Below are 12059 nucleotides of genomic sequence, written 5' to 3'. Positions count from 1 at the left end.
GGACACAATGCAGGGTTCTGTGACAGAGTTTCTAAAACCGCGCCTGGTAGATATCGAGCAAGTGAGTTCGACGCACGCCAAGGTGACCCTTGAGCCTTTAGAGCGTGGCTTTGGCCATACTTTAGGTAACGCACTGCGCCGTATTCTGCTCTCATCGATGCCGGGTTGCGCGGTGACCGAGGTTGAGATTGATGGTGTACTACATGAGTACAGCACCAAAGAAGGCGTTCAGGAAGACATCCTGGAAATCCTGCTCAACCTGAAAGGGCTGGCGGTGAGAGTTCAGGGTAAAGATGAAGTTATTCTTACCTTGAATAAATCTGGCATTGGCCCTGTGACTGCAGCCGACATTACCCACGACGGTGATGTCGAAATCGTCAAGCCGCAGCACGTGATCTGCCACCTGACCGATGAGAACGCGTCTATTAGCATGCGTATCAAAGTTCAGCGCGGTCGTGGTTATGTGCCGGCTTCTACCCGAATTCATTCGGAAGAAGATGAGCGCCCAATCGGCCGTCTGCTGGTCGACGCATGCTATAGCCCTGTAGAGCGTATCGCCTACAATGTTGAAGCAGCGCGTGTAGAACAGCGTACCGACCTGGACAAGCTGGTCATCGAAATGGAAACCAACGGCACAATCGATCCTGAAGAGGCGATTCGTCGTGCGGCGACCATTCTGGCTGAACAACTGGAAGCTTTCGTTGACTTACGTGATGTACGTCAGCCGGAAGTGAAAGAAGAGAAACCAGAATTCGATCCGATCCTGCTGCGCCCTGTTGACGATCTGGAATTGACTGTCCGCTCTGCTAACTGCCTCAAAGCAGAAGCTATCCACTATATCGGTGATCTGGTACAGCGTACTGAGGTTGAGCTTCTTAAGACGCCTAACCTTGGTAAAAAATCTCTTACTGAGATTAAAGACGTGCTGGCTTCCCGTGGTCTGTCTCTGGGTATGCGCCTGGAAAACTGGCCACCGGCAAGCATCGCTGACGAGTAACCGGATCGCAGGTTAAGGTTTTACTGAGAAGGATAAGGTCATGCGCCATCGTAAGAGTGGTCGTCAACTGAACCGCAACAGCAGCCATCGCCAGGCTATGTTCCGCAATATGGCAGGTTCACTGGTTCGTCATGAAATCATCAAGACGACCCTGCCTAAAGCGAAAGAGCTGCGCCGCGTAGTTGAGCCGCTGATTACTCTTGCCAAGACTGATAGCGTAGCTAATCGTCGTCTGGCATTCGCCCGCACTCGTGATAACGAGATCGTGGCAAAACTGTTTAACGAGCTGGGCCCGCGTTTCGCGAGCCGCGCCGGTGGTTACACTCGCATTCTGAAGTGTGGCTTCCGTGCAGGCGACAACGCGCCGATGGCTTACATCGAGCTGGTTGATCGCTCTGAGTCGAAAGCAGAAGCTGCTGCAGAGTAATCTGTAGTAACGTAAAAAAACCCGCTCCGGCGGGTTTTTTTATATCCGCAGCATCCCCACTTATCTACAATAATTTGTATTCTTTTTGTTCATCCCCTGGAGCGTTGTATGTGGTTACTGGACCAGTGGGCGGAGCGCCATATCCTTGAAGCGCAGAGTAAAGGCGAATTTGACCATCTGCCCGGACGCGGAGAGCCGCTCATTCTGGATGACGACTCGCATGTTCCTGCTGAACTACGCGCTGGCTATCGCTTACTGAAAAATGCAGGCTGTCTTCCCCCTGAACTGGAACAGCGTAAAGAAGCGATTGCGCTGCTGGATTTGCTAAACGGGATTCGACAGGATGATCCTCAGTATCAGGAAGTCAGTCGTCGTTTGTCATTACTGGAGCTCAAGCTCAGACAGGCCGGGGTGAGTACGGAATTTCTTCGCGGTGAATATGCCAAAAAGCTGTCGCATAAAATCAGTGAGCGTTAAAGGAGAAGAGATGTATCGTATTGGAGAGTTAGCAAAGCTGGCCGAGGTTACGCCGGACACCATCCGCTATTATGAGAAGCAGCAGATGATGGAACATGAAGTCCGTACTGAAGGTGGGTTTCGCTTGTATACCGAAAACGATCTTCAACGCCTGAAATTTATCCGCTACGCGCGACAGCTTGGTTTTACACTCGAGTCGATCCGCGAACTGCTGTCGATCCGTATCGATCCTGAGCATCATACCTGCCAGGAATCAAAAGGGATCGTGCAGGAGAGGCTGAAAGAAGTTGAAGCAAGAATAGCGGAACTGCAAACAATGCAGCGTTCCCTGCAACGACTGAATGACGCCTGTTGTGGTACGGCGCACAGTAGCGTTTACTGTTCGATTCTCGAGGCCCTGGAGCAAGGCGCCAGTGGAATAAAGTCAGGCTGTTGATTTAGTCAACCATCAGGATTACACTCGCGCCGTTAAATCCTACAACTGGAGTAATTATGAGCCGTTATCAACATACGAAAGGGCAGATCAAAGACAACGCCATAGAGGCACTACTGCATGACCCACTTTTCAGGCAACGCGTGGAAAAGAACAAGAAAGGGAAAGGCAGTTATTTACGTAAAGGAAAACACGGCAATCGCGGGAACTGGGAGGCCAGTGGCAAGAAAGTGAATCACTTTTTTACCACTGGCCTTCTGCTTTTAGCGAGCAGTTAAGAACGGTTATTTTGTTCTTTGAGCAGGTCACGAATTTCAGTGAGTAGCACTTCTTCTTTTGTCGGAGCGGGTGGCGCCGCCGGCTCTTCTTTTTTCTTACGGTTGAGTTTGTTAATCAACTTGATCGCCATGAAGATAGCAAACGCGACAATCACGAAATCAAAGATGTTCTGAATAAACACACCGTAATGCATCACAACAGCCGGGATGTCGCCCTGCGCCTCACGTAGCGTAAAGGCAAACTGTTTGAAATCGATCCCGCCAATTAATAATCCCAGCGGTGGCATGATGATATCGGCAACCAGTGACGAAACAATCTTACCGAACGCCGCACCAATAATGACACCCACTGCCAAATCGACAACATTCCCGCGCATCGCGAATTCGCGAAACTCTTTAATAATGCTCATTTTTATTCTCCCAAGCAGCTGACGATAATAAGTTTAACAAATGTTAAGGCAATTTCCATTTATGTCATGAGATAAATGTTCGAATTAACCTTGTCAAATCAGTGGATTAAAAAGGGTGCTAATAATGCACCCTTCTCAGTTACAGGAAGAAAGGGCTTGGCTGGAATAAGCGTTCGACGTCAGTAATAAACTTTTTGTCGGTCAAAAACATAATGACATGATCGCCTTGCTCGATGCGCAAATTGTCATTCGCAATCATGACGTCATTGCCACGTACCACGGCGCCAATAATTGTTCCTGGCGGCAGTTTGATTTCATCAATAACCCGGCCCACCACGCGGGAGGTGCTCTCATCCCCGTGCGCCACAGCTTCAATGGCTTCCGCCACGCCACGGCGTAAAGAGGAAACGCCTACAATATCCGCCTTACGGACGTGGCTGAGTAACGCTGATATCGTTGCCTGCTGCGGTGATATGGCGATATCTATGACGCTCCCCTGAACGAGGTCGACATAAGCGCGGCGCTGGATCAGCACCATCACCTTTTTTGCGCCCATCCGTTTAGCCAACATTGCCGACATGATATTCGCTTCATCGTCGTTGGTCACCGCAATAAAGAGATCGACCTGATCAATATGTTCTTCGGTTAACAACTCCTGATCCGACGCATCGCCAAAAAAGACGATCGTATTTTGCAGTTTTTCAGCCAGCTCTGCCGCCCGTTGCTGATCGCGTTCGATCAGCTTCACGCTGTAATCTTTTTCCAGGCGACGCGCCAGACCTGCGCCGATATTACCGCCGCCAACCAGCATGATGCGTTTGTACGGTTTTTCCAGCCGCTGCAACTCGCTCATTACCGCGCGGATATGCTGAGAAGCCGCAATAAAGAAGACTTCATCCCCGGCTTCGACAATGGTTGATCCCTGTGGGCGGATAGGACGATCGTGACGAAAAATAGCCGCGACTCGCGTATCAATATGCGGCATGTGCTCACGCATGGTTGACAGGGCATTCCCGATCAGCGGACCGCCGTAGTAAGCCTTAACGACAGCCAGGCTGACCTTGCCTTCCGCAAAGTTAACCACCTGCAGTGCGCCGGGATATTCGATCAGCCGGTAAATGCTATCGATAACCAGTTGCTCCGGGGCAATGAGATGATCGATAGGTACGGCCTCAGAATGAAACAGTTTGTCTGCATCGCGAACGTAGTCAGGAGAGCGTATACGCGCGATACGATTCGGTGTGTTGAATAAAGAATAGGCCACCTGGCAGGCGACCATGTTTGTTTCATCGGAACTGGTTACAGCTACCAGCATATCGGCATCGTCAGCCCCGGCCTCACGCAGAACGCGAGGATGTGAACCGTGGCCCTGCACCACGCGCAAATCGAACTTATCCTGTAAGCTTCGCAGACGCTCCCCGTTAGTATCGACCACGGTGATATCGTTGTTTTCGCCAACCAGGTTTTCTGCCAGTGTGCCGCCAACCTGCCCTGCGCCCAGAATGATTATTTTCATCAGTCGTGACCCGTTATCTCATCACTTTTTGATTAGCTTAGCGTAAAAGAAGCCATCACCTTCTTCTGCGCCAGGCAGATTTTGCCGGCCAGGTTGTTCAGGCGTACCGGTTTCGCTGAGAATGGCGTCTGCTGTGCGTTGCAGGAAAGCTTTAACCTGTAGACTGTTCTCTTCCGGCAGTACTGAACAGGTTGCGTACACCAGCGTCCCGCCTGATTTCAGATGCGGCCAGATGGCATCCAGTATTTCTGCCTGTAACTTCGCCAGTTCGGCAATGTCCCGATCCCGACGCAGCCATTTTATGTCTGGATGGCGACGGATAACGCCAGTGGCAGAGCAGGGAGCGTCCAGTAAAATACGATCAAACTGCTGCTTGCCGCACCACTGTGCCGGATAACGTCCGTCGCCTTGCTTAACGGTCGCTTTCATCCCGAGACGTTTAAGGTTGTCATAAACGCGAGAGAGCCGCTGTTCATCAACATCCACGGCCAGAACATTGGCTTCGGGGGCCGCTTCGAGGATGTGTGTGGTTTTACCGCCTGGCGCCGCGCATAAATCTAATATATGTTCGCCGTTTTGCGGCGCAAGAAAGGTGACGCAGCCCTGAGCGGAAGCGTCCTGAACGGTGACCCAGCCTTCGTCGAAGCCAGGAAGCGCATGCACTGGTGAAGGCGTTTCCAGGCGTACCGCGTCAGGGTATGCCGGGTGGGTGAAGCCTGTCATGCCTGTTTCTTCCAGTCGTGCCAGCCAGGCGTCTCGTGAATGATGCGTGCGGTTTACCCGCAACCACATCGGTGGGCGCTGGTTGTTGGCCTCGACAAGAGCTTCCCATCGTTCCGGCCAGGCTTTTTGCAGGCGTTTAAGCAGCCAGGAAGGATGCAAAAAACGCGCTTCAGTGTTAGAAAATTCCGCCAGCAGCTCATCCTGCTTACGCTGGAACTGACGTAACACGCCGTTGATAAGGCCTTTCAGTTGAGGACGCTTGATGGCGACTGCGCCCTCGACCGTTTCGGCCAGCGCGGCGTGAGGGGGAATGCGCGTATGCAGCAGTTGGTAGAATCCGACCATAATCAGGTAATGCACGGTACGCTGCTTGCCCGTCATTGGGCGAGACATGAGCTTGCTGATCAGCCACTCCAGTTGTGACAGCGTGCGCAGCACCCCAAAGCACAACTCCTGCAGCAGTGCCTTATCTTTGTCGGAAACCTTTTGTTGCATCGGCGGCAGAACATTGCTCAATGATTGTCCTTGCTCGACGACCTGTTCAATGGCTTGCGCCGCCATACTGCGTAAGTTGAGTTTCTTATTCATAACCGCAAAAATAAAAATGCCCGGCGACACCGGGCGGAGTAAGAAGTGACCGTCAGGCCAGACGGTTGCCAGGAATGAACCATTCCCGACGTGAATTTAAAAGATCCTGCGCGCTCATGGCTTTTTTTCCGGCGGGCTGCAACGAGAGTAAATTTAAAATGCCGTCGCCTGTGGCAACCTGAATGCCGTGTTTTGTCGCGTCCAGAATAGTCCCGGGCTGAGCCTGGGTGGCAGCAGCCACAACGGTCGCCTGCCAGACTTTCACCGGCTGACCGTCAATTTCCAGCCAGCTCATCGGCCAGGGGTTGAACGCGCGAATGCAGCGTTCCAGTTGCGCTGCGGAAAGCGACCAGTCAATTCGGGCTTCTTCTTTGCTGAGTTTCTCAGCGTGGGTAACCAGCGCATCATCTTGAGCTTCTGGTTTTGCCCGCCCTTCGGCTAATTGTTTCAGCGTTTCGATCAAACCCTGCGGGCCCAACTCTGCCAGCTTGTCGTACAGCGTACCGCTGGTATCTTCTGCGGTAATCGGACAAGCGAGCTTGTAGAGCATATCGCCCGTATCCAGACCAACGTCCATCTGCATAATGGTTACGCCTGTTTCGGCATCGCCAGCCCAAAGCGAACGTTGAATCGGCGCCGCGCCACGCCAGCGTGGGAGCAAGGAACCGTGGACGTTAATGCAACCGAGCCGCGGCATATCCAGCACCGCTTTGGGAAGAATCAGACCATACGCTACGACAACCATAACGTCTGCGTGCAGATCGGCAACCAGGTGCTGGTTTTCCTGCGGGCGTAATGAGGCGGGTTGGAATACGGGAATGCCTTTTTCTTCCGCCAGCACTTTTACCGGGCTGGGCATGAGTTTCTTGCCGCGGCCTGCCGGGCGGTCGGGCTGGGTAAACACGCCGACAACGTTGTGTCCAGAAGACAACAGCGCGTCAAGATGACGCGCTGCAAAGTCAGGTGTACCCGCAAAAATAATACGTAGTGAGTCTGACACGTTGATTCTTGTCCTTAAGCTCGTGCGTTCAGGCGGTCGAGTTTTTCAACTTTCTGACGAATACGTTGCTGCTTCAGCGGCGACAAATAATCGATAAACAATTTACCGACTAAATGATCCATTTCGTGTTGGATACAAATAGCCAGCAGGCCGTCGGCTTCCAGCTCAAATGGTTTACCCTCGCGATCGAGCGCGCGAATTTTCACTCTTTCCGCACGTGGCACCAAAGCGCGCTGTTCCGGAATCGACAGGCACCCTTCTTCGATACCGGTCTCGCCTTCTTTTTCCAGCAGTTCCGGGTTAATGAGTACCAGGCGCTCGTCGCGGTTTTCAGAGACGTCAATCACGATTATCCGCTGATGAATATCAACCTGCGTCGCTGCCAGGCCAATACCTTCTTCTGCGTACATCGTCTCGAACATATCATCGACGATACGCTGAATGTCTGCATTCACTTCTTCAACCGGTTTTGCGACTTTGCGAAGGCGCTCGTCCGGAATATGTAACACTTGCAAAACTGCCATAGTTATCCAGAGTTGTGTTCAGGAGTTGAAAAGATTATTACCTCTATTCTAGACAAATCCCCCTCTGATTGACAGCATCAGTGACCAATCGCAAAGATTGCTGAGACTGCCTGTGGCAGGGGGACAAGGATGAACCGTACAGAGATTTGGCTACGTTTAATGCGGGTGAGTGAATTGTGCGGCGACGAGATGCTGCGCATCGCACACTGGCTTATCGCACAGCCACATATTGATGCCGCGGTGCTTCGCAACGCGGGGTTTTCGCCCTCCTGGATTAAACGCTTTTTCTCGCTTTCGGATGAAGAACGGGAGAAAACGCTGCTTTGGCTTGAGGCGCCTCATCATTATTTATTACTGGCAGATGATGATCATTATCCAACCCAACTTCGTGCTATTGACGATTATCCTGGCGCCCTGTTTGTTTCCGGAAGCCTTGCCTGTCTTCATGACGTACAGCTGGCGGTGGTGGGAAGCCGTACGCCTTCCTGGTACGGAGAACGATGGGGGCGGATGTTCTGCGAAAAGCTCGCAGGTTGGGGAATCACGATCACCAGCGGACTGGCGCGCGGCATTGATGGAATCGCGCATACTGCGGCAATCCAGGCACAGGGTAAAAGTATCGCTGTGTTGGGCAGCGGTCTCGAGGTTATCTATCCACGTAGTCATGGCTATCTGGCAGAGCGATTGCTCGACGCGGGCGGGGCGCTGGTATCCGAATTTCCGCTGGCAATGCACCCGCTCCCGCGCAATTTTCCCCGACGAAACCGTATCATCAGCAGTCTGAGCAAAGGCGTGCTGGTGGTAGAGGCAGCGCAGCGCAGCGGATCTCTGGTGACTGCACGCTGCGCGATAGAGCAAGGCAGGGAAGTGTTTGCTTTACCGGGGCCAATAGGGAACCCGGGAAGCGAAGGGCCGCATTGGCTCGTGAAGCAGGGCGCCACACTTGTGACTTCGCCAGAGGAAATCGTGGAAAATTTGCAGTATGGCTTACATTGGCTGCCAGATGAGCCTGAAAATTCACTTTATTCACCAGATCGCGAAGCTGCGGCATTGCCATTTCCCGAGCTCCTGGCTAACGTAGGAGATGAGGTAACACCTGTTGACGTCGTCGCTGAACGTGCCGGCCAACCTGTGCCAGCGGTAGTGGCTCAGCTACTCGAACTGGAGTTAGCAGGATGGATCGCAGCTGTACCCGGCGGCTATGTCCGATTGAGGAGGGCATGCCATGTTCGACGTACTAATGTATTTGTTTGAAACGTATATCCACAACGAAGCGGAATTACGTGTGGATCAGGACAAACTTGAACGGGATCTTACCGACGCCGGTTTTGATCGTGAAGACATCTACAATGCACTCCTGTGGCTGGAAAAGCTGGCTGACTATCAGGAAGGGCTTGCTGAGCCAATGCAGCTTGCTTCCGATCCTCTCTCTGTTCGTATTTATACTCCAGAAGAGTGCGATCGTCTGGATGCCAGCTGCCGGGGATTTTTGTTATTCCTCGAGCAGATTCAGGTGCTAAACCTCGAAACGCGAGAAATGGTGATTGAACGCGTACTCGCGCTGGATACCGCAGAATTCGACCTGGAAGATCTGAAATGGGTCATATTAATGGTGCTGTTTAACATTCCAGGATGTGAAAATGCCTACCAGCAAATGGAAGAATTACTCTTTGAAGTGAATGAAGGTATGCTGCATTAATCAATCTTAATCCAGCATGAGTTGTTATGGCTAAATCAGCACTGTTTGCGGTGCGTAAAAATGAGCCCTGCCCACAGTGTGGGGCTGAACTGGTTATTCGTTCCGGGAAACACGGTCCGTTTCTCGGATGCTCTCACTATCCGGAATGCGACTATATTCGTCCGCTGAAATCCACGGCGGACGGACATATTGTCAAAGTTCTGGAGGGGAAATTCTGCCCCGATTGCGGTGCCGAGCTGGTGCTACGACAGGGGCGATTTGGTATGTTTATCGGCTGCAGCAATTATCCGGAATGTGATCATACCGAGATGATTGATAAGCCAGACGAAACCGCAATAACCTGCCCTCAATGCCTGACTGGTCACCTGGTTCAGCGGCGTTCCCGTTATGGCAAAACATTTCATTCCTGCGATCGCTATCCGGAATGCCAGTTTGTCATTAACGCCAAACCGATAGCTGGAGAGTGCCCTGAGTGCCACTATCCGCTCCTTATCGAAAAGAAAACCGCGCAAGGTGTTAAGCACTTCTGCGCCAATAAACAATGTGGAAAGCCGGTTTCGGCGGAACAAAAAAGTGAATAATAACCTGCCAACAGACTCTATCGCCGCAGCGGTAGAGGAACTTAATAATAAAAATGTCATCGCCTATCCAACGGAAGCTGTATTTGGTGTCGGGTGCGATCCCGACAGCGAAACGGCTGTAAATCGTCTGCTGGCGCTCAAACAACGCCCGGTAGACAAAGGGCTGATTTTGATCGCCGCAAATTTTGAACAACTCAGACCATATATTGACGACAGTATGCTCACCGAAGCACAGCGTGAAGCTGTATTTGCATGTTGGCCAGGGCCGGTAACCTTTGTTTTCCCTGCGCCTGAGAGCACGCCACGCTGGCTAACAGGTCGCTTCAATTCACTGGCGGTACGTGTGACAGATCATCCGCTGGTGGTCGCCCTGTGTAAGGCGTATGGCAAACCGCTGGTATCAACCAGCGCCAACCTTAGCGGACTGCCGCCGTGTCGCACAACGGAAGATGTGCGGGCGCAATTCGGCGACGACTTCCCGATTGTGGAAGGCGAAACGGGCGGTCGTTTGAATCCTTCTGAAATTCGCGATGCATTAACGGGCGAACTGTTTCGACAGGGGTAAGAGAATGGAAACCTATGCTGTTTTCGGTCATCCGATAGCACACAGTAAGTCACCGTTTATTCATCAGCAATTTGCGCAGCAGTTGCAAATCGATCACCCGTATGGTCGCGTACTGGCGCCAGTGGATGACTTTGTTAACACGTTAAACGCTTTTTTTGCCGGGGGAGGCAAAGGGGCGAACGTCACGGTGCCTTTTAAAGAAGAGGCTTTTGCCCGTGCGGATGAATTGACGGAGCGTGCGGCGCTGGCTGGCGCAGTGAATACGATCAAACGACTTGAGGATGGTCGTCTACTCGGAGATAACACTGACGGTATCGGTTTGTTAAGCGATCTTGAACGTTTATCCTTTATTCAACCGGGGCAGCGAATTTTGCTGATCGGCGCTGGCGGGGCAGCGCGTGGGGTTCTGTTACCGTTACTTTCTCTGGATTGTGGCGTGACCATTGTCAACCGAACGGCATCCCGGGCTCAGGAACTGGCGAAGGTCTTTGCGCATACCGGTAGTGTGCAGGCGCTGGGCATGGATGAACTGGCAGACCATCACTTTGATGTGATCATCAATGCCACATCCAGCGGACTCAATGGTGAGATCCCGGCGATCCCTGCGTCGCTGATTTATCCCTCGGTCTGTTGTTACGACATGCTTTACCAGCAGGGACGGACGCCTTTTCTCTTGTGGTGTGAACAACATGGCGCGAAACGCGTTGCCGATGGCCTGGGAATGCTGGTGGGGCAGGCTGCTCATGCCTTTTTGCTCTGGCATGGTATTTTACCCGAAATCGAACCGGTGATTGCGCGCCTCAAGCAGGAGTTGTCTGCATGAACCAGGCGATTCTGTTTCCTGACAGAGAGGAATGGCGTGTGGATGAATGCGCTGTTTGCTTCCCGGCGCTGGTGAATGGCATGCAGTTAATGTGTGCCATAAAGGGGGAATCGCTGGCGAAACGCTTTGGTGGCGAAACGGCGGAGGAATGGCTGGCTCACTTTTGTGAGCACCGCTGGGATCTGGAAGAAGAGGCTGAAGCCTTGATCCAGTCCCAGCAGGAAGACGATCAGGGATGGATCTGGCTGTCCTGAGTCAGATAGTCGTCTTTCCATTTCACGTAGTTGTTGGCGGAATATCGCAACGCCGTTTTCTCATCTTCCGTTAGAGGCCGGATCTGTTTAACCGGGCTTCCCAGATACAGATAGCCGCTTTGCAGACGTTTGTTTTGCGGCACCAGACTGCCGGCGCCAATCATCACGTCATCTTCAATGATCGCGCCATCTAACAGAATCGAGCCCATTCCGACCAGGACGCGGTTGCCAATAATGCAGCCGTGGAGCATTACTTTATGTCCAACAGTGACATCTTCGCCCACGATCAGTGGATTACCTTCAGGATTGGAAGGCGATTTGTGAGTGACGTGTAAGACGCTGCCATCCTGAATATTGGTGCGTGCGCCAATCTCAACGTAATTTACATCGCCACGGATCGCGACAAGCGGCCAGATCCCGACATCGTCTGCCAGACGAACATCGCCAATGATAACGCTGCTGCGATCGAGCATCACGCGTTGTCCGATCTGCGGAAAAAGATCCTTATAAGGGCGTAATACGTCAGACATGTTTACCTCAGATAAAGAGAACAGTAATGATGACTTTGGTTGCATTTCTGGCCTTGTGCAAGTGATTTAGCTATCAAAAAAGCGTCACATTGCGCAGGAATGAAACGAAAGGAGTGAAAAAGCAGCAAATGGAAAAAAAGATCGAAAAAAGGCTTGTGCAAAAAATTGGGATCCCTATAATGCGCCTCCGTTGAGACGACAAAGTGAAACGCTTCACAAGATGGTCGTCACAAC

General features: G+C 52.1%; 17 protein-coding genes. 11 read left to right on the top strand and 6 right to left on the bottom strand.

All coding sequences use genetic code 11. From position 1 onward, the window contains the following. Positions 1 to 7: 7 nt before the first annotated feature. The 5 genes from CSE01S_RS21610 to arfA all read left to right on the top strand — a co-directional run bounded on the left by CSE01S_RS21610 (position 8) and on the right by arfA (position 2612). Positions 8 to 997: a DNA-directed RNA polymerase subunit alpha gene (locus CSE01S_RS21610; RefSeq protein WP_001162094.1), complete on the top strand. Its 990-nt coding sequence runs from the start codon at positions 8 to 10 to the stop codon at positions 995 to 997. Positions 998 to 1037: 40 nt separating this feature from the next. Next, positions 1038 to 1424 (top strand): 50S ribosomal protein L17, encoded by a 387-nt coding sequence (rplQ, locus tag CSE01S_RS21605; RefSeq protein ID WP_001216372.1) that lies wholly within the window; start codon positions 1038 to 1040, stop codon positions 1422 to 1424. A 108-nt stretch (positions 1425 to 1532) separates the two neighbouring features. Beyond that, positions 1533 to 1901: a DnaJ family domain-containing protein gene (locus tag CSE01S_RS21600; RefSeq protein WP_042293094.1), complete on the top strand. Its 369-nt coding sequence runs from the start codon at positions 1533 to 1535 to the stop codon at positions 1899 to 1901. 10 nt (positions 1902 to 1911) lie between these two features. Then, positions 1912 to 2337: a Zn(2+)-responsive transcriptional regulator gene (zntR, locus tag CSE01S_RS21595; RefSeq protein ID WP_042293092.1), complete on the top strand. Its 426-nt coding sequence runs from the start codon at positions 1912 to 1914 to the stop codon at positions 2335 to 2337. A gap of 56 nt (positions 2338 to 2393) precedes the next feature. Beyond that, on the top strand, positions 2394 to 2612 hold the full coding sequence (arfA, locus tag CSE01S_RS21590) for an alternative ribosome-rescue factor ArfA (RefSeq protein ID WP_042293091.1): 219 nt from the start codon (positions 2394 to 2396) through the stop codon (positions 2610 to 2612). Here arfA and mscL read toward each other — a convergent pair. From mscL to def, 5 genes are all read right to left on the bottom strand, one after another. Continuing rightward, positions 2609 to 3022 carry a large-conductance mechanosensitive channel protein MscL gene (gene mscL, locus CSE01S_RS21585; protein ID WP_042293089.1) on the bottom strand — a complete coding sequence of 138 codons (414 nt, stop codon included), beginning with the start codon at positions 3020 to 3022 and terminating at the stop codon, positions 2609 to 2611. The genes arfA and mscL overlap by 4 nt on opposite strands. A 139-nt stretch (positions 3023 to 3161) precedes the next feature. Beyond that, positions 3162 to 4538, bottom strand: coding sequence for a Trk system potassium transporter TrkA (gene trkA / locus CSE01S_RS21580; RefSeq protein ID WP_042293086.1), 1377 nt, complete (start codon positions 4536 to 4538; stop codon positions 3162 to 3164). A gap of 21 nt (positions 4539 to 4559) precedes the next feature. Then, entirely contained in the window at positions 4560 to 5849 is a 1290-nt protein-coding gene (gene rsmB, locus CSE01S_RS21575) for a 16S rRNA (cytosine(967)-C(5))-methyltransferase RsmB (RefSeq protein WP_042293131.1), read from the bottom strand. 52 nt (positions 5850 to 5901) lie between these two features. After that, the gene (gene fmt, locus CSE01S_RS21570; protein ID WP_042293083.1) at positions 5902 to 6849 is read right to left on the bottom strand and encodes a methionyl-tRNA formyltransferase; all 948 of its coding nucleotides are present in this window, start codon (positions 6847 to 6849) and stop codon (positions 5902 to 5904) included. Between the two features lie 14 nt (positions 6850 to 6863). Continuing rightward, complete coding sequence (def, locus tag CSE01S_RS21565) at positions 6864 to 7373, bottom strand: peptide deformylase (protein WP_042293079.1); 510 nt, start codon at positions 7371 to 7373, stop codon at positions 6864 to 6866. 129 nt (positions 7374 to 7502) lie between these two features. On the opposite strand from def, the gene dprA reads away from it, so the two are divergent. From dprA to CSE01S_RS21535, 6 genes are read left to right on the top strand one after another with little or no spacing between them, the layout of a single operon-like run. Further along, a complete protein-coding gene (gene dprA / locus CSE01S_RS21560; protein ID WP_042293077.1) occupies positions 7503 to 8627 on the top strand; it encodes a DNA-protecting protein DprA in 1125 nt (374 codons plus the stop codon). Continuing rightward, a complete protein-coding gene (gene smg, locus CSE01S_RS21555) occupies positions 8599 to 9072 on the top strand; it encodes a DUF494 family protein Smg (protein ID WP_012908442.1) in 474 nt (157 codons plus the stop codon). The genes dprA and smg overlap by 29 nt, the downstream gene beginning before the upstream one ends. Positions 9073 to 9098: 26 nt before the next feature. Next, positions 9099 to 9653: a DNA topoisomerase family protein gene (locus CSE01S_RS21550; RefSeq protein WP_042293073.1), complete on the top strand. Its 555-nt coding sequence runs from the start codon at positions 9099 to 9101 to the stop codon at positions 9651 to 9653. Further along, the gene (gene tsaC / locus CSE01S_RS21545) at positions 9646 to 10218 is read left to right on the top strand and encodes an L-threonylcarbamoyladenylate synthase type 1 TsaC (protein ID WP_042293071.1); all 573 of its coding nucleotides are present in this window, start codon (positions 9646 to 9648) and stop codon (positions 10216 to 10218) included. The genes CSE01S_RS21550 and tsaC overlap by 8 nt, the downstream gene beginning before the upstream one ends. 4 nt (positions 10219 to 10222) lie before the next feature. After that, positions 10223 to 11041, top strand: coding sequence for a shikimate dehydrogenase (gene aroE / locus CSE01S_RS21540; protein WP_042293069.1), 819 nt, complete (start codon positions 10223 to 10225; stop codon positions 11039 to 11041). Then, entirely contained in the window at positions 11038 to 11295 is a 258-nt protein-coding gene (locus tag CSE01S_RS21535; RefSeq protein ID WP_042293067.1) for a DUF1488 family protein, read from the top strand. Before aroE ends, CSE01S_RS21535 begins: the two co-directional genes overlap by 4 nt. Here CSE01S_RS21535 and CSE01S_RS21530 read toward each other — a convergent pair. Next, a complete protein-coding gene (locus CSE01S_RS21530) occupies positions 11271 to 11825 on the bottom strand; it encodes a gamma carbonic anhydrase family protein (RefSeq protein ID WP_042293065.1) in 555 nt (184 codons plus the stop codon). The genes CSE01S_RS21535 and CSE01S_RS21530 overlap by 25 nt on opposite strands. Between the last annotated feature and the right edge of the window lie 234 nt (positions 11826 to 12059).

This window comes from Citrobacter sedlakii NBRC 105722, from assembly GCF_000759835.1.
Classification (GTDB): domain Bacteria; phylum Pseudomonadota; class Gammaproteobacteria; order Enterobacterales; family Enterobacteriaceae; genus Citrobacter_A; species Citrobacter_A sedlakii.
This window is presented reverse-complemented; position numbering and strand designations above follow the sequence as displayed.

Bases quoted from the DNA above. Each gene is read 5' to 3' on its own strand.
- mscL (WP_042293089.1), bottom strand. From the start codon at position 3,022: ATGAGCATTATTAAAGAGTTTCGCGAATTCGCGATGCGCGGGAATGTT.
- arfA (WP_042293091.1), top strand. From the start codon at position 2,394: ATGAGCCGTTATCAACATACGAAAGGGCAGATCAAAGACAACGCCATA.
- rplQ (WP_001216372.1), top strand. From the start codon at position 1,038: ATGCGCCATCGTAAGAGTGGTCGTCAACTGAACCGCAACAGCAGCCAT.
- CSE01S_RS21550 (WP_042293073.1), top strand. From the start codon at position 9,099: ATGGCTAAATCAGCACTGTTTGCGGTGCGTAAAAATGAGCCCTGCCCA.
- smg (WP_012908442.1), top strand. From the start codon at position 8,599: ATGTTCGACGTACTAATGTATTTGTTTGAAACGTATATCCACAACGAA.
- CSE01S_RS21535 (WP_042293067.1), top strand. From the start codon at position 11,038: ATGAACCAGGCGATTCTGTTTCCTGACAGAGAGGAATGGCGTGTGGAT.
- CSE01S_RS21610 (WP_001162094.1), top strand. From the start codon at position 8: ATGCAGGGTTCTGTGACAGAGTTTCTAAAACCGCGCCTGGTAGATATC.
- aroE (WP_042293069.1), top strand. From the start codon at position 10,223: ATGGAAACCTATGCTGTTTTCGGTCATCCGATAGCACACAGTAAGTCA.
- dprA (WP_042293077.1), top strand. From the start codon at position 7,503: ATGAACCGTACAGAGATTTGGCTACGTTTAATGCGGGTGAGTGAATTG.
- rsmB (WP_042293131.1), bottom strand. From the start codon at position 5,849: ATGAATAAGAAACTCAACTTACGCAGTATGGCGGCGCAAGCCATTGAA.
- def (WP_042293079.1), bottom strand. From the start codon at position 7,373: ATGGCAGTTTTGCAAGTGTTACATATTCCGGACGAGCGCCTTCGCAAA.
- zntR (WP_042293092.1), top strand. From the start codon at position 1,912: ATGTATCGTATTGGAGAGTTAGCAAAGCTGGCCGAGGTTACGCCGGAC.
- CSE01S_RS21530 (WP_042293065.1), bottom strand. From the start codon at position 11,825: ATGTCTGACGTATTACGCCCTTATAAGGATCTTTTTCCGCAGATCGGA.
- CSE01S_RS21600 (WP_042293094.1), top strand. From the start codon at position 1,533: ATGTGGTTACTGGACCAGTGGGCGGAGCGCCATATCCTTGAAGCGCAG.
- trkA (WP_042293086.1), bottom strand. From the start codon at position 4,538: ATGAAAATAATCATTCTGGGCGCAGGGCAGGTTGGCGGCACACTGGCA.